General features: G+C 71.0%; 19 protein-coding genes and 1 pseudogene. 10 read left to right on the top strand and 10 right to left on the bottom strand.

Features of this window, described 5'->3' with window-relative positions; all coding sequences use genetic code 11:
* Positions 1-416: 416 nt before the first annotated feature.
* Positions 417-923 (top strand): hypothetical protein, encoded by a 507-nt coding sequence (locus SLUN_RS11235; protein WP_108148358.1) that lies wholly within the window; start codon positions 417-419, stop codon positions 921-923.
* A gap of 28 nt (positions 924-951) precedes the next feature.
* Here SLUN_RS11235 and SLUN_RS11230 read toward each other — a convergent pair whose 3' ends face one another.
* The gene (locus SLUN_RS11230; RefSeq protein ID WP_108148357.1) at positions 952-1,362 is read right to left on the bottom strand and encodes a hypothetical protein; all 411 of its coding nucleotides are present in this window, start codon (positions 1,360-1,362) and stop codon (positions 952-954) included.
* Positions 1,363-1,706: 344 nt separating this feature from the next.
* On the opposite strand from SLUN_RS11230, the gene SLUN_RS11225 reads away from it, so the two are divergent.
* Entirely contained in the window at positions 1,707-2,381 is a 675-nt protein-coding gene (locus SLUN_RS11225; RefSeq protein ID WP_108148356.1) for a PhzF family phenazine biosynthesis protein, read from the top strand.
* On the opposite strand, the gene SLUN_RS11220 is transcribed toward SLUN_RS11225, so the two are convergent.
* The gene (locus SLUN_RS11220) at positions 2,368-3,054 is read right to left on the bottom strand and encodes a biliverdin-producing heme oxygenase (RefSeq protein WP_108148355.1); all 687 of its coding nucleotides are present in this window, start codon (positions 3,052-3,054) and stop codon (positions 2,368-2,370) included. The genes SLUN_RS11225 and SLUN_RS11220 overlap by 14 nt on opposite strands.
* Positions 3,055-3,207: 153 nt before the next feature.
* On the bottom strand, positions 3,208-4,065 hold the full coding sequence (gene map / locus SLUN_RS11215; RefSeq protein WP_108148354.1) for a type I methionyl aminopeptidase: 858 nt from the start codon (positions 4,063-4,065) through the stop codon (positions 3,208-3,210).
* A 58-nt stretch (positions 4,066-4,123) separates the two neighbouring features.
* Between map and SLUN_RS11210 the strand changes: the two genes are divergently transcribed.
* Positions 4,124-4,357, top strand: coding sequence for a hypothetical protein (locus tag SLUN_RS11210; protein ID WP_108148353.1), 234 nt, complete (start codon positions 4,124-4,126; stop codon positions 4,355-4,357).
* A 112-nt stretch (positions 4,358-4,469) separates the two neighbouring features.
* Here SLUN_RS11210 and SLUN_RS11205 read toward each other — a convergent pair whose 3' ends face one another.
* A complete protein-coding gene (locus SLUN_RS11205; RefSeq protein WP_108148352.1) occupies positions 4,470-5,105 on the bottom strand; it encodes a hypothetical protein in 636 nt (211 codons plus the stop codon).
* A 95-nt stretch (positions 5,106-5,200) separates the two neighbouring features.
* Here SLUN_RS11205 and npdG point away from each other — a divergent pair, with 95 nt between their 5' ends.
* The gene (npdG, locus tag SLUN_RS11200; protein WP_108148351.1) at positions 5,201-5,914 is read left to right on the top strand and encodes an NADPH-dependent F420 reductase; all 714 of its coding nucleotides are present in this window, start codon (positions 5,201-5,203) and stop codon (positions 5,912-5,914) included.
* A 180-nt stretch (positions 5,915-6,094) separates the two neighbouring features.
* Positions 6,095-6,283, top strand: coding sequence for a hypothetical protein (locus SLUN_RS11195; RefSeq protein ID WP_108148350.1), 189 nt, complete (start codon positions 6,095-6,097; stop codon positions 6,281-6,283).
* Here SLUN_RS11195 and SLUN_RS11190 read toward each other — a convergent pair.
* A complete protein-coding gene (locus tag SLUN_RS11190) occupies positions 6,273-7,076 on the bottom strand; it encodes a site-2 protease family protein (RefSeq protein ID WP_108148349.1) in 804 nt (267 codons plus the stop codon). The genes SLUN_RS11195 and SLUN_RS11190 overlap by 11 nt on opposite strands.
* A gap of 128 nt (positions 7,077-7,204) precedes the next feature.
* On the opposite strand from SLUN_RS11190, the gene SLUN_RS11185 reads away from it, so the two are divergent.
* Positions 7,205-10,570, top strand: a complete 3,366-nt coding sequence (locus SLUN_RS11185; protein WP_108148348.1) for an AfsR/SARP family transcriptional regulator — start codon at positions 7,205-7,207, stop codon at positions 10,568-10,570.
* A 25-nt stretch (positions 10,571-10,595) separates the two neighbouring features.
* Here SLUN_RS11185 and SLUN_RS11180 read toward each other — a convergent pair whose 3' ends face one another.
* From SLUN_RS11180 to panB, 4 genes are all read right to left on the bottom strand, one after another.
* Complete coding sequence (locus SLUN_RS11180; RefSeq protein WP_108148347.1) at positions 10,596-11,444, bottom strand: ABC transporter permease; 849 nt, start codon at positions 11,442-11,444, stop codon at positions 10,596-10,598.
* Entirely contained in the window at positions 11,441-12,433 is a 993-nt protein-coding gene (locus SLUN_RS11175) for an ATP-binding cassette domain-containing protein (protein ID WP_108148346.1), read from the bottom strand. Before SLUN_RS11175 ends, SLUN_RS11180 begins: the two co-directional genes overlap by 4 nt.
* Positions 12,434-12,555: 122 nt before the next feature.
* On the bottom strand, positions 12,556-12,921 hold the full coding sequence (locus tag SLUN_RS11170) for a cupin domain-containing protein (protein ID WP_108154668.1): 366 nt from the start codon (positions 12,919-12,921) through the stop codon (positions 12,556-12,558).
* Positions 12,922-13,057: 136 nt separating this feature from the next.
* Entirely contained in the window at positions 13,058-13,918 is an 861-nt protein-coding gene (panB, locus tag SLUN_RS11165; protein ID WP_108148345.1) for a 3-methyl-2-oxobutanoate hydroxymethyltransferase, read from the bottom strand.
* A gap of 162 nt (positions 13,919-14,080) precedes the next feature.
* Between panB and SLUN_RS11160 the strand changes: the two genes are divergently transcribed.
* From SLUN_RS11160 to SLUN_RS11145, 4 genes and pseudogenes are all read left to right on the top strand, one after another.
* Positions 14,081-15,676 (top strand): MFS transporter, encoded by a 1,596-nt coding sequence (locus tag SLUN_RS11160; protein ID WP_108148344.1) that lies wholly within the window; start codon positions 14,081-14,083, stop codon positions 15,674-15,676.
* Positions 15,677-15,870: 194 nt separating this feature from the next.
* A complete protein-coding gene (locus SLUN_RS11155) occupies positions 15,871-16,488 on the top strand; it encodes a TetR/AcrR family transcriptional regulator (RefSeq protein ID WP_257153911.1) in 618 nt (205 codons plus the stop codon).
* Between the two features lie 282 nt (positions 16,489-16,770).
* Entirely contained in the window at positions 16,771-17,721 is a 951-nt protein-coding gene (locus tag SLUN_RS11150) for an endonuclease/exonuclease/phosphatase family protein (protein WP_371413907.1), read from the top strand.
* Positions 17,722-17,875: 154 nt separating this feature from the next.
* Positions 17,876-19,116, top strand: a pseudogene (locus tag SLUN_RS11145) (MFS transporter).
* Here SLUN_RS11145 and SLUN_RS11140 read toward each other — a convergent pair.
* Positions 19,085-20,839, bottom strand: a complete 1,755-nt coding sequence (locus tag SLUN_RS11140; RefSeq protein WP_108148342.1) for an NAD+ synthase — start codon at positions 20,837-20,839, stop codon at positions 19,085-19,087. The pseudogene SLUN_RS11145 and the gene SLUN_RS11140 overlap by 32 nt on opposite strands.
* Between the last annotated feature and the right edge of the window lie 87 nt (positions 20,840-20,926).

The following is a 20,926-nucleotide window of genomic DNA, read 5'->3' as shown; positions in this document are numbered from 1 at the left end:
CCCGGGCCGCCACCACACCCGGTGGCGGCCCGAGCTGTCGTGTGTCCGGGGCCGGCCCCGGACACCCCGCAGGGGTGAATTTACCCCTCGTGTACGCGAGCGCGGATCTGGCGATGCGCCCCGAACTCGCCAAAAACAGGAGCTATTGATAAGAACCGGAATGCTCCGGGATGTTTCCGGCGTGTCCCGGTGGTCGGGCCGCGTACGGGGGCGTGACCGTGGTCCCGCTGTACTCCGCCGTCGACGTCGCCCTGCTGTCGCTGGTGCGCCCTCTGTCCGACAGGCCGCCACGCTCGCCCACGCTTCCCAGCAGACCGCATCCACGCCCGACCGCAAGACCCCGAACCGGACAACAATCCATCAACCCTCTCCAGGGCGCTGAAACTCGCAGAACGCCCTCTGACACCATCGTGGGTATGGAGCACTACCGGTACCCGCCGGTCGAGGCGGACCGCATCGACCCGTTCGACAGCGAGCAGGCCGGGCCGCAGTACGTGATCTTCGGCGGCCCTCGATCCACCTATGCGTTCGCCGACCCGGCGAAGAAGTACGACGGGCATCTGGCGGAATGGATCCCGATGGGCTACATGATCCTTCGGCATGCGCAGAAGGTGGCTGTCTTCAGCCACGGCGAGGTGGCGCGCGAATGGCCGGGGCTCCACCGCGCCCCGCGCGTCGATCCGCCGGAGACGCCGGCGCGCGCGGCGTCGCCCCACGCCGCGACGCTTCGTGAGCTGGCGTCGTCGCACGCCACGTGGCTGCGCAGCGTATGCGGATATCTGGTCAAGACCCCATCTGGTCCGGCGACGAGCTCTGAAGATGCCTACGATCGCGCTGCCGCGTTCGAGCTGGCGGCCGAGGCCTCCCGGAACGAGGGACGGGCGGCACTCTGGTTCGTCCACACGGCCGAGAACTGGCACTGACCCGGCCGGCGGCGACGGCGACCGGTGATCAGGACGGTGGGGTTGCCGGGTGAGCAGGGGTGTCGACGCCGGCGGCTGCGAACGGCTCGATCAGCACGCGGTAGTGCGCCTCGGCACACTTTGCGCGTGTGCGGATCGCCCTTGCCGCGATGCAGCACACAGCTTTGGCGTCCGAGTGCAGCCCGGTGCGGAACGCATCGAGCTGATCCGCGCGCGGAAGCAGCGTCGAACGGACCGCGTGGTCGATCTCGGAGAACTCCGATGCGGACAGCCGGAGCGCGCGGCTCGCCTCACGGCCGCCGCTGCGGTGCAGCCGCAGTGCGTGATCGAACACTGCGACGAGCGTGTCGGGCGGCAGCTTCCCGACAGCCTCGATGAACTGCGCGGTAGCGGAATCCAGCACGAACGTCTCCTCAAGCGGGCCGAGGAAGCAGCGCATCCGCGGGGTTGGACGGCAGGGCGCGACTACTCCCGCGCTTCCGGCCGCGAAGTCCACGGCTGGTACTCCAGCCGGACTTTGATGTCCTGCCTGGTCAGCCGCCGGGTGGTGGGGAGTGTACTGGGGTGGTGCCGAGTGCGCGGTGGGGGTCGCCCGGCCCGTCCGCGAACGAGTGCCCGCGCGGTGTGTTGGGACGGCGCGGAGGAGCGGATCCGCATTAGCCGGCGTCTCCTGTGTCGCCCAGGGGCGGTGGGCCCGGTCCCGTCGTCGCTAGTAGCTGCGGTGGGTTCGGCCGATGCCCAAGGGTGCCGCGGGCCGGGACACCTTGATGCTTGAATGCCGGGGTGAACGAACTCGACGTGCTCCACGTCTTCTGCGGTGGCGACGGCCGCCACGGCAACGCCCTCGGTGTCGTACGCGACCCCCGCGCCTTCCCCGACCAGGCGTCCCGCCAGGCCCTCGCCGCCGAACTCGGCTTCAGCGAGACCGTGTTCGTCGACGACCCCGAGCGCGGCGTCGTCGACATCTACACCCCCGGCCTCCGGCTGCCCTTCGCCGGGCATCCGCTCGTAGGCGCCGCCTGGCTGCTCGATCTGGAGGCGGTGAACCCTCCCGCGGGCGAGGTGTGGGTCCGGCAGGACGGCGAGTTCACCTGGATCACCGCGCGCGCCGAGTGGGCGCCACCGCGGCGGCTCGAGCAGTACGCATCCGTGGCCGAGGTCGACGCGCTGCCCGCCCCGCCGCCCGGCGAGGGCTGGCTCTACGCCTGGGCCTGGCAGGACGAGGCCGCCGGGCGCGTACGGGCCAGGGCCTTTCCGCGCCGGGACGACGGCATCGTCGAGGACGAGGCGACCGGGGCGGCGGCGCTGCTGCTCACCGAGCGGCTCGGCCGGGCGCTGAACATCACGCAGGGCCGGGGGTCACAGATCCTGACCGCCCCCGGCCCCGACGGCACGATCGAGATCGGCGGCCGCGTGCGGCTCGCTATTCCCGTCCCGGTCGCCTCTACGCGGCGCTGAGCGGGCCCCCTTGATCTGACGCAGTGGCCGCGCCCAGCTCCCGGAACACCGCCCCGTTGAGGTCGAACGCCCGCTTGCACTCTTCGATGATCCGCTGCTTCTCCAGATCGTCGGCGTTCACCGCGTCCAGCAGCTCGCGGTAACCGCGCTTGAACGCCGCCGGGTTGGCGATCCCCTCGAAGACGTAGAACCGCACCCCGTCGCCCTTGCGCGCGAAGCCCCAGGTCCGCTCCGCCTTGTCGCGGATGATCTGGCCGCCGGAGAGGTCCCCGAGGTACCGGGTGTAGTGGTGCGCCACATACCCCGCGGGCCAGCTGCGGGCGCACTCGGCGACCCGTGCGGCGTACGCGGCGGTGGCGGGCAGCGGCTCGAGACGCTCGCGCCAGTGGGCACCGCGCAGATGCGCGAGGTCGCGCTCCAGCTCGGCGGTGCGCATCAGCTCCGGCTGGATGAACGGCCCGGCCACCGGGTCGTCCCGCAACGACCCGGCCGCCTCCTCGAGCGCCCGGTACACGAACCACAGCTGCTCGGTGTAGCGCGCGTACGCAGCCACACCGAGCCGGCCACCGAGCAGATCGCTCATGAAGGTCGAGGTCTCCGCCTCGGTGTGCTGCTCGTGCGAGGCGACACGGATGAGCGTCGAGAACGGCGTTCCGGTGGCGGTGGCATCCAAGGCGGGCCTCCAGGGACCAGGGACCAGGGACCGATGGGACGGGAAAGGAAACGGCGACGGCACTCACATGCCAGCACCGATCTTCCTGGTTAGGCTTACCTAAGTCAATGCGTTCCCGACGGCCTGTCGGTAAAAACCTACCCCGTTCGACGCTCAGGGCAACGTGAGAATCTCGGCCCCGCTCTCCGTCACCAGCAGCGTGTGCTCGAACTGTGCGGTCCGCTTCCGGTCCTTGGTCACCACGGTCCAGCCGTCGTCCCACATGTCGTACTCATGCGTGCCGAGCGTGAGCATCGGCTCGATCGTGAAGGTCATACCCGGCTGGATCACGGTGGTCGCGTGCGCGGCGTCATAGTGCGGGATGATCAGCCCGGAGTGGAACGACGAGTTGATCCCGTGCCCGGTGAAGTCACGGACGACGCCGTAGCCGAAGCGCTTGGCGTACGACTCGATGACCCGCCCGATGACATTGACCTGGCGGCCCGGCCTGACCGCCTTGATGGCGCGGTTGAGGGACTCCCGGGTCCGCTCCACCAGCAGCCGCGACTCCTCGTCGACGTCGCCGCAGAGGTAGGTGGCGTTGTTGTCGCCGTGCACGCCGTTGATGTACGCGGTGACGTCGAGGTTCACGATGTCCCCGTCCTTGAGGACGGTGGAGTCCGGAATCCCGTGACAGATGACCTCGTTCACCGAGGAGCAGAGCGACTTGGGGAAACCGCGGTAGCCGAGTGTGGAGGGATAGGCGCCGTGGTCACACATGAACTCGTGCGCGACCCGGTCCAGTTCGTCCGTGGTCACGCCGGGCGAGATGTGCTTGGCGGCTTCCTCCATCGCCTGCGCGGCGATGCGCCCGGCGATGCGCATCCGCTCGACGGTGTCGGAGTCCTGGACCTCCGGCCCGGTGTACGGGGTCGGGGCGGGCTTCCCGACGTACTCGGGGCGCCGGATGTTTCCCGGGACTGAGCGGATGGGAGAGAGCTCCCCTGGTACGAGCAGCGACTGGCCAGACATGTCAGCGAGTCTAACCAGGGGCGATGGGGCAGCATGGCGGGAGAGGAAGGAGCCGACGATGGCCCTGTTCAAGAAGCGCACGGTCGGAAAGCCGGGCGAATGGTACTACTGCCTGGAGCACAAGAAGGTCGAGGAGGGCCCGGAGTGCCCGGCGAAGGACCGCTTCGGCCCGTACGCGTCGCGCGGGGAGGCGGAGCACGCGATGGAGACGGCGCAGGAGCGGAATCTGGAGTGGGAGACGGACCCGAAGTGGCACGACACGTCGGGCGCGACTGACGACGGCCCTGCGTAGGCGGCCCGCACGGCCTTCGGCCGGGTCCTCAATCGCCGGACGGGCTGGATACTCGAGCCTCGCGGCGGCGGTGGTGGCCCGCAGTAACCGTATTTCCGGGCGACAGGCGGCGCTACCAGCGCATCTGCGGCGGGGAAGTCAGCTGGTCCGCCAGGCGCGAGAGCCGGTCGCGGAAGCGGCGGGGGCCGCGCGGCGCGGGCAGGCTGTTCTCGCCGGCCGCCGCGCTGACCAGATGCTGCACGGTGTCCAGGTCCACATCCGCCGACTCCACCCCCGCGGGCACGGTGAGCGCCTCGTGCGCGAGTCCGTGCACCTCCGGGTCCCCGCCGTCCAGCGCCAGCACTGTCACCCCCGCCCGCCGCGCGTCGTGCACCCGCTCGAGCAGACCCGCGTCCGGCCGCTGCGGCGCCACCACCAGCAGCGTCTCGCCGCGTCGCGCCGCCTGCAGCCGGCCCAGGCCGACGGCCAGATGGGCGCCCGCGGCGGAGCCGCTGCCGGACACGGTGCCGGGGCGCGGCCGGTGCCGTACGAGCGTGGGGTTCAGCTCCGGCTGCCCGGACCACGCGGCCTCGTCCACGAGATGCGCGGCGAGATGCCACGGCTCGTACTCCTCGGTCCCCACCAGCAGCAGCCCGCCGCCCTGCGGCACCACGGAGGACCGCAGCACGCCGGCGAACCGCCGGGTCGCCGCCGGCCACTGCGTACCGGCCAGGACTTCGCGGAGCAGGGCGACGCGTACGGCATCCATGGCCCCGCATCCTGCCCCACGGCGGGGCCCGGCGTCGGCCGTTGGCACCGGCTCACCCGTTCAGGGCGCCCATACCAGCAAGTAAGGTCGAGCGCATGACTTCTACTGACAGTGCAGGCACCGCGCCGAAGGCTCCGGCGAAGGATCCCTGGGATCTCCCCGACGTCTCGGGCCTGGTCGTCGGTGTCCTCGGCGGCACCGGGGACCAGGGGCGCGGGCTCGCGTACCGGCTGGCCAGGGCCGGGCAGAAGGTGATCATCGGGTCCCGCGCCGTGGAGCGTGCCGAGACGGCGGCCGGGGAGCTCGGTCTCGGTATCGAGGGCGCCGACAACGCCGAGTGCGCGCGGCGCAGCGACATCGTGATCGTGGCCGTGCCGTGGGACGGTCACGCCAAGACCCTTGAGACGCTGCAGAAGGAGCTCGCGGGCAAGCTCGTCGTCGACTGTGTCAACCCGCTCGGCTTCGACAAGCAGGGCGCGTACGCGCTGAAGCCGGAGGAGGGCAGCGCCGCCGAGCAGGCCGCCGCCCTGCTGCCGGACTCGCGGGTGACCGCGGCCTTCCACCATCTGTCGGCCGTGCTGCTGCAGGACGAGTCGATCGAGGAGATCGACACGGATGTGATGGTGCTGGGCGAGGTGCGCGCGGACACCGATGTCGTGCAGGCGCTGGCGGGCCGTATCCCCGGCATGCGCGGAGTCTTCGCGGGGCGGCTGCGCAATGCCCACCAGGTGGAGTCGCTGGTCGCGAATCTGATCTCGGTGAACCGGCGCTACAAGGCGCACGCGGGTCTGCGCGTCACCGACGTGTAGGAACCGACGTGTAGGAACCGACGTGTAGGAACCGACGTGTAGGAACCGACGTGTAGGAACCGACGTGTAGGAACCGACGTGTAGGAACCGACGTGTAGGAACCGCCGTGCGGGACCGGCGGGGGGATGGGGGACACTGGACGGCGTACGTCATCAGTACCCCCGACAGGAGCCGTACCCCATGCCCCGCCTCGCTCTGTACTCCCTCACCGTCTGCGCCCTCGCCGTCGTCGCGGCCGTGGTCTCCTTCGCGCAGGGCAGCTGGCTCGGGGTCGTCTGGGTGCTTCTCGCCGGGCTCACGTCGAACATGGCCTGGTACTACCTGCGCCGGGCGAAGGCGGAGCGCCGGGCCGTCGGTCCTACTGGTTGAGGACCGACTCGCACGGACCGCCCGTCTGCCAGAAGCGGTAGAAGTCCTGGCCGCAGTACGTCTCCGCCTCACTGACGCCCAGCCCCCGGAGAATCGCGTTGATCGCGTCGAAGAACGCGTAGTTCACCTCCGGGATGAACAGCACGCCGAAGACCGCGAGCAGCCCGAAGGGCGCGTACGGCTCCACCTGCCGGCGGATCTTGTGCGAGAGCCAGGGCTCGATCACGCCGTAGCCGTCCAGTCCCGGCACCGGCAGGAAGTTCAGGATCGCGGCGGTGACCTGGAGCAGCGCGAGGAAGGCGAGCGCGAACCGGAAGCCGAGCGGCACCCCGTCCAGTGCGTTCAGCCAGAACGGCGCGGTGCACACGACCGCGAACAGGACGTTCGCCAGAGGCCCGGCCGCCGAGATCAGGCTGTGCTTCCAACGGCCCCTGATGCGGCCGCGCTCGATGAAGACCGCGCCGCCGGGCAGGCCGATGCCGCCCAGGATCACGAACACCACGGGAAGCACGATGCTCAGCAGGGCGTGTGTGTACTTGAGCGGATTGAGGGTCAGGTAGCCCTTCTCGCCGACCGAGATGTCGCCGCCGTGGAGTGCGGTGCGGGCGTGCGCGTACTCGTGCAGACAGAGCGAGACGACCCACGCCGAGGTGACGAAGAGGAACACCGCCACGCCCAGGCCGGCCGAGAAGTCGCTCCAGACCGCCCAGCCGGTCACCGCCATGACGGCGACGATCCCGAGGAAGACGGGACTGATCCGCCGATCGGCGTGGCGGGTGGTGTCGGTGGTCATGGGCGCGGCTCCTGACGGGGTGGCGGAACGTGCGGATCGACCGTACCGGTGACGTGGGGGGAACGTCCCACGGTTGCGCCTTGGTTCCTGCTGCGCGGGCCGGGCTCGGCACCAGGGACAATGGGCCGGTGCGCTATCAGGTACTCGGCACCACTTCGGCACTTCACGACGACGGCACGCCCGTCGCGCTCGGCGGCGCGCGGCTGCGTGCGCTGCTGGCCGTGCTGGCGCTGCGCCCAGGGCGTACGGTCCCGGTCGGCGTCCTGGTCGACGAGGTGTGGGACGGCGACCCGCCGGCCTACGCGGTGGGCGCGGTGCAGGCGCTCGTCGGCCGGCTGCGGCGGGCGCTGGGGCACGCGGCGGTGGCCTCGGCGGACGGCGGCTACCGGCTGTGCGCGGACGCCGAGGACGTGGACCTGCACCGGTTCGACCGGCTGGCGGGGGAGGGGGCGCGGGCGCTGGAGGAGGGCGACGCGGTGAAGGCGGCGACGCTCCTCGACGACGCGCTCGCGCTCTGGCAGGGCCCGGTGCTGGCGGACCTGCCGGACCGTACGACCGAGACGGCACGCTGGGACACCCGCCGCCTGGATGCCCGCCGTTCGCGCCTCGGGGCGGCGCTCGCGCTGGGCAGGGCGGAGGAGGCCCTGCCGGAACTCGTCGCGCTCTGCGAGGAGCATCCGCTGGACGAGCGGCTGCAGGTGCTGCGCATCCGCGCGCTGCGGGACGCGGGCCGGGCGGCGCAGGCGCTGGCGGCGTACGAGGCCGTGCGCAGGCTGCTGGCCGACAGCCTGGGCGCGGACCCGGGCCCGGAACTCCGGGCGCTGCACGGGGAGTTGCTTTCCCCCACCCAGCCCCTTCCCGTAACCAGGGCTTCGCCCCGGGCCCCCGCGCCTCGATCGCCGGCGGGGCTGGAACATCCAGCCCGTTCGGCGATTGAGGACACGGCCGAAGCCCGTACCCCCCGCCCCGGCAACCTGCGCGCCCGGCTCACCTCCTTCGTCGGCCGCGACGCCGACATCGCGGCCATCCACGGCGACCTCGCCACCGCCCGGCTCGTCACCCTCCTCGGCCCCGGCGGCGCCGGGAAGACCCGCCTCTCGCAGGAGGCCGCCGAGCGCGCCGCCGACAGCCCGTTGCCCGACCACCCCTGGCCCGACGGCGTCTGGCTCGCCGAGCTCGCGCCCGTGGACGACCCCGAGACCGTCCCCGAAGCCGTCCTCACCGCCCTCGGCGCCCGCGAGACCGTGCTGCGCGGCGCCGGTGCCGAGGAGATGCGGGCCGCCGAGCGGTACGCCGACAACGCCCTCGCCCGGCTGACGGAGCACTGCTCACGTCGGCGCATGCTCCTGCTCCTCGACAACTGCGAACACGTCATCGGCGCCGCCGCCGAACTCGCCGAGCGGCTGCTGGAGAGCTGCCCCGGCCTCACCGTCCTGGCCACCAGCCGTGAACCCCTGGGCGTACCAGGGGAGTTGGTGCGCCCCGTGGACCCGCTGCCCGACCCCATGGCGCTGCGGCTGCTCGCCGACCGCGGCGCGGCCGCCCGGCCGGGCTTCCGTATCGACGCCGACCCGGACGCCGCCGCCGAGATCTGCCGCCGCCTCGACGGCCTCCCGCTCGCCATCGAACTCGCCGCCGCCCGGCTGCGGATGCTCACCCCGCGCCAGATCGCCGACCGTCTCGACGACCGCTTCCGTCTGCTGACCAGCGGAAGCCGCACCGTACTGCCCCGCCAGCAGACACTGCGTGCCGTCGTCGACTGGTCCTGGGACCTGCTCGACGACCCCGAACGCGCCGTCCTGCGACGGCTTTCGGTCTTCGCCGGAGGCTGCGACCTGCCCGCCGCCGAGGCAGTGTGCGCTGAGCCGGGCGGCGGGCTCGACGTCGCCGACGCCCTCGGGTCGCTCATCGACAAGTCCCTCGTCACCGCGGCACCCGCCCCCGACGGGGAGATGCGCTACCGCCTCCTGGAGACCGTCGGCGAGTACGCCGCCGAGCGTCTCGGCGAGGCCGCCGAGCGCCCCGCCGTCGAGCGCCGGCACCTCGTCCACTACCGGGAGTTGGCCCGTACCACCGACCCCCTCCTGCGCGGCCACGGGCAGCGCGCCGCTGTCGACCGGTTCCAGCTCGAGTACGAGAATCTGCGCACCGCGCTCCGCCGCGCCGTCGCCGCCCGCGACGAGCACGAGGCGCTCTGCCTCGTCCTCTGCCTGTCCTGGTACTGGCAGATGAGGGATCTGCGTACCGAGGCCCGCCACTGGGCCGATGCCGCGGGCGGGCTCGGCCCCGACCCCTTCGCGCCGCCCGTCGAACCCGCCCCGCCGATCCCCGAACGGTTCACGGACGCGCCGCCGCCCATGTCGCCCGAGCTGTTGCAGGAGGCGCGGCGCGGTGCCGCGCTGATCCGGCTGGTCTTCATGGACTACGACACGGACAACTGGTCCGCGCCGGAGAAGACCGAGCGGCTGCGCGGGATCACCCAGGCTTACCGGCCCGGCCTGCCGCAGACGTGCCGCCCTCCGGGCTCGCTCTGGTTCTTCGCCGTCGTGATGACCGGAGAACCCGGCCAGCTCAAGGACCTGCTCGACAGGACGATCGAGGCCTGCCGCGCGTTCGGATACGAGTGGGAGCTCGCCGCCTCTCTCCAGGCGCGGGCCAATGTCCTCGCCAACCGCAGCGAGTGGGCGGGCGACGCGAACCGCGACGCCGACGAGGCGCTGGAGATCTTCACCCGGCTCGGCGATCTCTGGGGCGCGGCCGAGGCCCTGTCCGCGCGCGGTGAGGCGCGGGAGCGCAGCGGTGCCTACGCGCTCGCCGCCGAGGACTTCACGGCCGCCCTGAAGTACGCCGAGCAGATCGGCGCCCAGGCCCAGACGGCTGTGCTGCGCTCCCGCCTCGCCGGCGTCCTCATGGAGACGGGGGAGGGCGAGCGGGCCGAGGCCCTCATCCGTGAGGTGCTGGCCGAGCACGCGGGCGCGAACAGCGAGCCGTTGGCCGTCGCCCGGATGTTCCTCGCCCTGTGGCTGGGCCGGACCGGTCGCCGCCAGGAGGCCCGCGCGGAGGTCGAGCTGCTGATGGTGCAGTTCGAGTCCGGAACCCTCGCGATCTTCGAGGGCATGGTGAGGGGTTTTCTCGGCTGGCTGGACCTTCTCGACGGCGACTACGAACTGTCGCTGGAGAGGTTGCGCTTCGCGCTGGCCAAGGCGCAGGACCCGCTGACCGTGATGGTCGCTCCGCAGATGTCCTCGGTGCACATGGTGACCGCCGCCTGGGCGTTGGCCCTGGGCCGACCGGAGCGCGTGCGGGACGCGGCCCGGATCATCGGGGCGTCCGACGGCCTGCTGCCGCCCGGTCATTTCGCGCCCCGGTTCGAGCGGGAGAACAGGGCCGATGCCGAGGCGGCAGTACGTGCCGCGCTCGGGGACGCGGCGTACGAGTCCGCATACGCCGAAGGCGGCCGCCTCAGCGTCGAGGAGGCAGCCGCCCTCGTATGACACCTGGTCCGGCACCCAGCCGCGGTCAGGTCTTCTTGCGGAACTTGGCGACCGCGAGCGGTGCCGTGACGGCCGTGATCAGCGCCGCCCAGCCGAGCGTCATCCACACCGAGTGGGCGACCGGACCGCCGTTGATCAGGTTCCGGGCGGCGTCGGCGAGGTTGGACAGCGGGTTGTAGTCGGTGAAGCTCTGCAGCCAGCCGGGCATCGTGGTCGGCGGGGCGAAGATCGACGAGCCGAACTGGAGCGGCATCAGTACGAGCATGGCCACTCCCTGGACGGCCTGGGCCGTCTTCATGGTGAGGCCGAGCAGGATGAAGATCCACATCAGCGAGGCGCCGAAGGCCATGGAGAGGGCGATCGCCGCGGCCAGGCCGAGGACCGAGGTGTGGATCTGCAGGCCGAGCAGGAAGCCCATGGCGAGCAGGACGGTGGTGGCGACCATCATCCGGCCGACCTCGACCACGATCTTGGCGATGAGGACGGAGGACCGGGCGATCGGCATGGACCGGAAGCGGTCCATCACGCCCTTCTTGAAGTCGTCGTTGACACCGGTGCCGACGGCCATGGCGATGTTCAGGCCCATCATCGCCATCAGGCCGGGTATCACATAGTTGACGTACTCCTGCTGGTTGCCCTTGCCGGAGATCGCGCCGCCGAAGACGTACACGAACAGCAGCGTGAAGATGACCGGCATCAGCAGGGCGTCGAACATCGACTCCGGGTCCTGCTTGATCTGCAGGGCGTTGCGGCGCACCAGCGCGCCGATGTGCCGCAGATTGGCCCGCAGGCCGATCCGGCCCTCGTCGGCCGGCGCGCTCTTCACCGGGGCGGGCGCGGGCGCTTGAGCGGTGGTGGCAGTTGCCGTACTCATGCGGCGACCTCCTCGGAAATCGTGCCGGACACGGGTGTCTTCTCGCCGGTGATCGCCAGGAACACTTCGTCCAGGCTGGGCAGATGGGTGCCGATGTGCGCGATACCGAAGCCGCGCGAGCCCAACAGGCCGACCACGGCGGTCAGTTGCTCGTCACTGAGGATCGGCACGTAGAGCAGGCCATCGTCGGGGACGACCGTCGCACCGGCGATGCCGTCGAGTCCGGACTCGCCCAGCGCCCGCGCCATCGCGGGCAGCTGCGCCGGGTCGCTCGGCCGGATCTGCAGGGTGCGGCCGCCGACCCTGGCCTTGAGCTCGTCCACCTTGCCGCTGGCGATGACCCGTCCGCGGTCGATGACCGTGAGCTCGCTCGCGAGCTGCTCGGCCTCCTCCATGTACTGGGTGGTGAGCAGTACGGTCGCCCCCTCCGCGACCATCCGCTGCACCTCGTCCCAGACCTCGTTACGGGTACGGGGGTCGAGGCCCGTCGTGGGCTCGTCCAGATACAGCACGGCCGGCTGCCCGACCATCGATGCGGCCAGGTCGAGCCGGCGCCGCATACCGCCGGAGTACTGCATCGTGGGCCGCTTGGCGGCCTCGGTGAGCGAGAAGCGCTCCAGCAGCTCGTCGGACCGGCGGCGGGCGTCCTTGCGGGAGAGGTCGAGCAGCCGCCCGATCATGTAGAGGTTCTCCCAGCCGGAGAGCTTCTCGTCGACCGAGGCGTACTGGCCGGTTAGCCCGATGGTGCGGCGCAGCTGCCTGGGCTGCTTCACCACGTCGAAGCCGGCGACCGTGGCGTGGCCGGCGTCCGGGGCGACGAGGGTGGAGAGGCAGCGTACGAGCGTGGTCTTGCCGGCGCCGTTCGGGCCGAGGACACCGAGGACCGTGCCCTCGCGCACGTCCAGGTCCACCCCGTCCAGCGCCTTCGTCTCGCCGTAATGCTTTACGAGGCCTCGTACCTCGACGGCGTTCTTGTCGATTCGCGTCATGCCCCGCACGGTTCCAGCCGCCACCGACAGGCTGCCGACAGATCACCGACAAGCCGGTGACAGCCGCACCGACAACGGGGGACGGGCAGGTCAGGTCCCGTGAAACCATGCGGGAGCCAGCGCTACGCGGGCTTGGCGTAGTCCCCGAAACCGGCCCAGTCGAGCACGACGCACGGCTCGTCCCCCACCACCCACGCGTCATGCCCGGGCGCGACGGAGATGAAGTCGCCGGGTCCCGTGTCCACGGAATCGCCGTCGTCCATGACGATCTTCATCTGCCCGCTGATGACGTACCCGACGTGAGCGGCCTGACAACTCTCGGTGCCCGCAATGGGCTTGACGTGCTTGGACCACTGCCAGCCCGGCTCGAACACGGCCCTGCCCACCAGGCCCTGGTCGGTGGTGAGAAGGGCGACCTTCCCCTTGCCGTCCTCGAAGGGCCGGGTCTCGTCGGCCGCGTCGAAGTTCCTGGAAACGATTCCGGTCATGGTCATCCGCCTCCAGGCGGAGAGAGCGGCCCCGAGTGCCAGTTCCAGGCTACGCCGCGGCCCCTCTGCGGTCTCCCGCACGCCGACAGCCCGCCGATGGGGGATGTCGGCGGGCCGTCGTCCGTACCGGGAGTGGTCAGTGGAAGGTGTGCTCCTCCTGCGGGAACGCGCCGCCGACGACGTCCTGGGCGAACTCGCGGGCCGCGTCGCCGAGCGTCTGGCGGAGATTGGCGTACTGCTTGGTGAAGCGCGGCACCTTCCCGCCCGTCAGACCGGCCATGTCGGTCCAGACGAGGACCTGTGCGTCCGTGTCGGGGCCGGCGCCGATGCCGATGGTCGGGATGTGGAGGCTGCGGGTGACCTCGGCGGCGACCTCGGCCGGTACGAGCTCCAGGACGAGCGCGAACGCGCCGGCATCCTGTGCCGCCTTCGCGTCGTTCATCAGCCGGTGCGCGGCCTCGTCGCCGCGGCCCTGCACCCGGTAGCCCATGGTGTTGACGGACTGCGGGGTCAGACCCAGGTGCGACATGACCGGGATGCCGGCCTGGACCAGCAGCTCGGTCTGGGCCAGTGAGCGCTCGCCGCCCTCCAGCTTGACCGCGCCGACACCCGCCTCCTTGACCAGCCGGGTGGCGTTGCGCAGGGCCTGGACGGGCCCTTCCTGGTACGAGCCGAAGGGGAGGTCGCCGACGACGAGGGCGCGCTTGGTGCCCCGTACGACGGCGGCGGACAGCAGCGTCATCTCGTCCATCGTGACGGGAACGGTGGTCTCGTAGCCCAGATGGGTGTTGCCCATGGAGTCGCCGACGAGCATGACCGGGATACCGGCCTCGTCGAAGACGGACGCGGTCATCGCGTCGTAGGCGGTCAGCATGGGCCACTTCTCGCCGCGCTCCTTGGCGGCGGCGATGTCGTGCACGGTGATACGGCGAGTGCCCTTGCCGCCGTACAGCGCCTTGCTGCTGTCGGTGGGCTTCTGGGCAGCCTGAAGCGTCATGGCTCAACGGCTCCTTTTGTCATCTCGTGGCGCCCTGACGGCGTCCCCGGATCTCCTCCATGGTGGCACCTCGTGCCGCCCCTGGGGAAGGGGACCCGTCCGTTCGGTAAAGTGTTCCTATACGAGACGGTCTCGTATCGAAATGACGCTAGGCTGGGGATCATGTCGACTCCGTCCGGCGCAGCTGCCGTACCGCGCATATCCGAAGCCGTCCACCGCCGTCGCTGGGCGATCCTCGTCGTTCTGATGTTCAGCCTGCTCATCGTCGTGCTGGACAACTCGATCCTGAATGTCGCGGTCAAGACGATCGCCACCCCGGAGCCCGTCGGTATCGGCGCCACGCAGAGCGAGCTGGAGTGGGCGATCAACTCCTACACGCTCGTCTTCGCCGGACTCCTCTTCACGGCGGGCCTGCTCGGCGACCGCATCGGCCGCAAGAAGGTGCTGCTCTTCGGCATCCTCGTCTTCGGAGTCGGCTCGGCCCTCGCCGCGATGTCGGGATCGCCCACCGAACTCATCGCCTACCGCGCGGTGATGGGCTTCGGCGCGGCCTTTGTGATGCCCGCCACCCTCGCCGTACTGATGAATGTCTTCGAGCGTGACGAGCAGCCCAAGGCGATCGGCATCTGGGTGGGCGGTGTGGGCCTCGCCATCGCCATCGGCCCGGTCACCGGCGGAATCCTGCTCGAGCACTTCTGGTGGGGCTCGATCTTCCTGGTCAACGTCCCGATCGTGATCATTGCGCTGATCGCGATGATCCTGCTGGTCCCGGACTCCAAGGACCCGAACCCCGGCCGTATCGACCCCCTCGGCGTGGTGCTCTCCGTCGTCGGCCTGGTCCTGCTGGTGTACGGAATCATCCGCGGCGGTGAGCTCTCCGACTTCACCGCGGCCTCCGTGCTGCTCCCGCTGCTCGGGGGTCTCGTCGTGCTCGTCGCCTTTGTCCTGCACGAGAAGCGCAGCAGCCATCCGGCCATCGACATCGCGTACTTCAAGAAGCCGGCCTTCTCCGCGGCCGTCGCCGCCATCGCGCTGGTCTTCTTCGCGCTGATGGGCGTGACCTTCTTCGCCGCCTTCTATCTGCAGAGCGTGCGCGGTTACAGCGCGCTGGAGGCCGGACTGCTCATCGTGCCGCTGGCCGTGGCCCAGATGGTCTTCGCGCCGCGCGCCCGGCTGGTCGTGGACCGCTTCGGGGCCCGTGCGGTCTGCACGGCCGGCATGCTCTTGATCGCGGCCGGGCTCTCGGCCTTCGCGTTCTTCGACGCCTCCACCCCGGTATGGGTGCTCGAAGTGGTCTTCTTCGCCCAGGGCGCCGGAATGGCGCACATCATGCCGCCGGTGACCGTGGCCGTGATGCAGGCGCTGCCCCGCGAGAAGGCCGGTTCCGGCTCCGCGGTCACCAACACCTTCCGCCAGGTCGGCGGGGCGCTGGGCGTCGCCGTACTCGGCTCGCTGCTGTCCACGCAGTACCGCAGCCGGATCGAGGGGCACCTCGAGGTGCTCCCGAGCGGCGCCCGGGAGGCTGCGGGCGAGTCGATCGAGGCGACGCTCGGCGTCGCGGAGAAGCTCGGCCCCGCGGGCAAGGCCCTGATCGGCCCGGCGCACGAGGCGTTCCTGCACGCCATGCATCTGACGGCGCTCAGCGCGGCGGCGGTTGCGCTGATCGGCGCGGTGGTGGTCGCGCTCTTCCTGCCGGGCCGGCCGAAGGCGGAACAGGAGGACGGGAGCGAGCGGGTGGTGACCGGCGCCGGGCGCTGACCGGCGTTCGTACGCCCGTCATCAGCGAGAATCGAACGGCATTGACGACGGCGAGAGGCGGAGTGGACGTGCCCGTGAGGGAGCAGCACGAGAGGGGCCGGCGCGAGGGCGCCGACTCTGGCGCGGGGCGCGCACCGCGGCCGGCAGCGGAGGTCGCGCGGGGCCGTGGCGCCTCCGGTACTGGCGCCTCCGCTATTGGCGCCTCCGGTGCGAAATCCTCCTCGCCCGCGCAGCGGCGCGGGCGGCCCCGCAGTGAAGCCGTCGAGCGCTCGATCGTCGAGGCCGTGGTGCGCCTCTTCGAGGAGGGCCTGCCGCTCTCGGAGCTCTCCATCGAACGCATCGCCCGCACGGCAGGCGTCGGCAAGGCCACCATCTACCGCCGCTGGAAGGGCAAGGAAGCCCTCCTCGTCGACGTCGTCCGCTCCATGGAGCCGGTGGACCCGCCGCTGCCCGGCACGTCGGTCCGCGACGATCTGGTCGCGATGATCGAGATGCTGCGCCAACGCGGCCTCGCCAAACGCTCCTCCGCCCTGCTGCACAACGTCTTCGCGCAGATGCACGGTTACCCCGAGCTGTGGGACATGTACCACCGCACCTCGGTCCTCCCGCGCCGGCAGCTGATGGACGAAGTGCTGCGGCGGGGGATCGAAAACGGTGAGATCCGGGCGGACATCGACTTCGATCTGCTCGGCGACCTCTTCGTCGGCCCGATGCTCGTACGGACCGTGCTGCGGCCGGACGGCACGCCGGGGGAGGGCAGCGCGGAGCAGATCGTCGACGCGGTGCTGGCGGGCGTACGCGCGCCGCGCTGAACTGCCGTACAGAACGGTCTTTTCGCGCCGCCCGAAGTGTGCGGGTTCTGTCACAGCGTCCCCACCTGGCCCGATACGAGGAACCCCACGCGCCCCACTGTCGTCATCGAGGCAGAACGGCCGTCCGGTGACGGCAGGGAAAACGCCCGTCATCGCCTAGGGTCAACGGCGAGGGCGGCGTGACGGCAAGGCAGTGAGGACAGCTTCATGGCGCAGGCGGAAATGACGGAGACCGGGAACGGCGGCCCGGGGGACCGGCGCACCGGACCCCGGGTCCGGAGCCTGCTCGACCGCTGGAGCGGCGACCCCGGCATCTGGAAGCGCGGCCTCGTGCTCGCGGGCTTCGCCGTGCTGATCGCCCTGCTGATGATCTTCCACGCGCAGATCCCGAACCGCATCGGCAACCTGGGCAGCCTCACGGAGACCTTCCTGCCCTGGCTCGGGGTATTCGTTCCGGTGATCCTCGTCGTCGCGCTGGTGCGGCGCTCGGCCACCGCGCTGATCGCCCTGCTGGTGCCGCTGATCGTGTGGCTCAATCTCTTCGGCGGGCTGCTCACCGGCAAGTCGGGCGCGAGCGGCGGCAATCTGACGGTCGCCACGCACAACGTCAACGCGGACAACCCGGACCCGCAGGGCACGGCCAAACAGGTCGCCGCCTCGGGAGCGGACGTACTGGCGCTGCAGGAGCTGCCGGGCGGCCAAGTCTCCACGTACGAGGAGGCCTTGGCCGGGACGTACAAGTACCACTCGGTGCAGGGCACGGTCGGGCTGTGGAGCAAGTACCCGATGAGCGACACCCGCGCCGTGGACATCCGGCTGGGCTGGACCCGTGCGATGCGCTCCACGGTGACGACGCCCGCGGGCGAGGTCGCGGTGTTCAACGCCCATATGCCGTCCGTACGGGTCAAGCTCAACGCCGGCTTCACCGCCAACCAGCGCGACAACAGCGCGGACGCGCTGGGCGAGGCGATCGCCCGCGAACCGATCCGCAGGACGGTGCTGCTCGGTGACCTCAACGGCACGATGAACGACCGCTCGCTGAACGCCGTCACCTCCCAGATGCGCTCCACGCAGGGGGCGGCGGGCGACGGCTTCGGCTTCAGCTGGCCGGCGGGGTTCCCGATGGCGCGGATCGACCAGATCATGGTGAAGGGTGTCGAGCCGGTGTCGTCGTGGACGCTGCCGCGGACGGACAGCGACCACCTGCCGATCGCGGCGCGCATCAAGATGTGACCTGTGGCTCGAAAGCGAGCCACTCCGGCGTTCGAGGCGCGGGGGTCCGGGGCGCGCCGCCCCAGTTGTGTGACGGCAACCACGCGTTCACCGCGAGGAACAATCCGCGTGCGAGGATTTGTTTCGAAGGAGAACTAACTTCGAAAGGCCCTCCATGCCCCTCGCGCTGCTCGCGCTCGCCGTATCCGCCTTCGGCATCGGCACCACCGAGTTCGTGATGATGGGCCTCCTGCCCAACGTCGCCGACGACCTGCACACCTCGGTCCCCACGGCCGGCTACCTCGTCTCCGCGTACGCGATCGGCGTCGTCATCGGCGCCCCGCTGCTCACCGCCCTCGGCTCCCGCATACCGCGCAAGCGGATGCTCCTGCTCCTGATGGCGCTCTTCGTCGTCGGCAACCTCGCATCCGCCCTCGCCCCCGGCTTCGGCTGGCTGATCGCCGGGCGGGTGCTCGCCGGGCTGCCGCACGGCGCGTTCTTCGGCGTCGGCGCGGTCGTCGCGGCCAGGCTGGTCGCGGACGGGCGCCAGGCGCGCGCCGTGGCCACCATGTTCCTCGGCCTGACCGTCGCCAACATCGTCGGCGTACCCGCCGCCACCCTCCTCGGCCAGCACCTCGGCTGGCGGGCCACCTTCCTGGTCGTCACGGTGATCGGCCTCGTCGCGATGGCCGCGCTCGCCCGGCTCATTCCGTACGTACCCGTCGACGCGCACCAGAGCGTGGGCCGCGAGCTGCGCGCGCTGGGCAACCGTCAGGTGCTGCTCGGCCTGCTGACCGCGGTCCTCGGCTTCGCCGGAGTCTTCGCGGTGTACTCCTACCTGGCCTCCATGACCACCGAGGTGATGGGCTTCGGCGAGTCCTCGGTGACCCTCGTCCTCGCCCTCTTCGGCATCGGCATGACGCTGGGCGCGCTGGCCGCGGGCCCGCTCACCGACCGCGCCCTGCGCCCCACGCTGTACGGCTCGCTCGCCGCCCTCGCCCTGGTGCTGGTCGCCTTCCGCTTCACGCGCACATCCAGTGGGCCGCCCTGGCCCTGGTGGTGCTGCTGGGCGCGGTCGGCTTCATGACCACCACGCCGCTGCAGATGCTGGTCATGCAGAAGGCGCAGGACGCCCCGACGCTCGCCTCCGCCTCCAACCACTCGGCCTTCAACCTCGCCAACGCGGGCGGTGCCTGGCTCGGCGGCGTGGCCATCGCGGCGGGCTGGGGCTGGACGTCCCCGGCCCTGGTCGGCGCGGTCCTCGCGGCCGCCGGTCTGGCGATCGCGGTGACGGCGGGCCTGCCGGACCGCGGCGACGGCGGTACGACGAAGGGGGCCTCCCGCGTCATCGCCGCAGGAAGCCCCCGTACCGCTGAGCAGCAGGTCAGTGCGTCGTCTCGCGCCAGCGGTTCGTGATCGGCAGCCGCCGGTCCTTGCCGAAGCCCTTTGCCGAGATCTTGGTGCCCGGCGGGTACTGGCGCCGCTTGTACTCCGCCGTGTCCACCATCCGCAGTGTCTTCGCCACCAGCTCCTCGCCGAAGCCGGCCGCGACGATCGCGTCCTTGCCCTGGTCCCGGTCGACGTACAGCTCCAGGATCCGGTCCAGTACGTCGTAGTCCGGCAGCGAGTCGGTGTCGACCTGGCCGGGGCGCAGCTCCGCGCTCGGCGGCTTGGTGATGGAGGCCTCCGGGATCGGCAGGGTCTGGCCGCGCTGCTCCGCCGCCCGGTTGCGCCACTTCGCGAGCCGGAAGACCGTCGTCTTGTAGACGTCCTTGATCGGCCCGTACGCGCCGACCGAGTCGCCGTACAGCGTCGAATACCCCACCGCCAGCTCGGACTTGTTGCCCGGCGCGAGCACGATGTGGCCCTCCTGGTTGGAGAGCGCCATCAGCATCGTGCCGCGCAGCCGCGACTGCAGATTCTCCTCGGCCAGCCCGGTCAGCCCGAGCGAGCTCATGTACGCGTCGAACATCGGCTCGATCGGTACGGTGCGGAAGTTGAGCCCGGTACGGCGGGCCAGCTCGGCCGCGTCGCCCTTGGAGTGGTCCGACGAGTACTTCGAGGGCATGGAGATGCCGTACACGTTCTGCGCGCCGAGCGCGTCGCAGGCGATCGCCGCGACCAGGGCGGAGTCGATACCGCCGGAGAGTCCGATCAGCACGGACCGGAAGCCGTTCTTGGCGGCGTACGCGCGCAGGCCCACGACCAGCGCGGAGTAGACCTCCTCGTCGTCGTCGAGACGGTCGGCGTAGCCGCCGGCCAGCTCGGCCTCGTACGAGGGCAGCGGCTCCTCGGAGATGACGACGTGCTCGATGCGCAGCCCGTCGTCGACCACGCCGGAGGGGATGTCACCGGCCGCGGGGAGGTGCAGATCCAGGACGACGCTGCCCTCGGCGAACTGCGGGGCGCGCGCGACGACTTCGCCGTCGGCGCCGACGACGATCGAGTCGCCGTCGAAGACCAGCTCGTCCTGCCCGCCGATCATGGCGAGGTAGGCGGTGGTGCAGCCGGCCTCCTGGGCGCGCTTGCGCACCAGCTCCAGGCGGGTGTCGTCCTTCTCGCGCTCGTACGGCGAGGCGTTGATGGAGACCAGCAGCCCGGCATTCGCGCTGTGGGCCGCGGGCACGCGGCCGCCGTCCTGCCAGAGGTCCTCGCAGATCGCGAGCGCGACATCGACGCCGTGCACGCGGATCACCGGCATGGTGTCGCCCGGTACGAAGTAGCGGAACTCGTCGAAGACGCCGTAGTTGGGCAGATGGTGCTTGGCGAAGGTCAGCACCACCTCGCCGCGGTGCAGCACGGCGGCGGCGTTCTGCGGTGACCCGGCGGGCTGCCCGTAGCGGGGCTGGGCCCGCTCGGAGCGGTCGAGGTAGCCGACGATGACCGGCAGCTCGCCGAAGCCCTCGGCGTCGAGGCGTGCGGCGAGCGCGCGCAGGGCGGCCCGGGACGCTTCCACGAAGGACGACCGCAGCGCCAGGTCCTCGACGGGATAGCCGGTCAGCACCATCTCGGGGAAGGCGACGAGATGCGCCCCCTGCTCGGCGGAGTGCCGGGTCCAGTGCACGATCGCCTCGGCGTTGCCGGCGAGATCGCCGACGGTCGAGTCGATCTGATTCAGAGCGAGGCGTAGTTGAGGCACGCGGCCCAGTGTAATCGTCCTTCTGACGCGATGTCCCGGCGGAGTGGTGTGGGGCGCCCCACGTGCCGGTGTGGGGCGCCCCACGTG

Source organism: Streptomyces lunaelactis, from assembly GCF_003054555.1.
Lineage (GTDB): Bacteria > Actinomycetota > Actinomycetes > Streptomycetales > Streptomycetaceae > Streptomyces > Streptomyces lunaelactis.
Note: the sequence above shows the minus strand (reverse complement) of the source record. Positions and strands in the feature narration are given on the sequence as shown.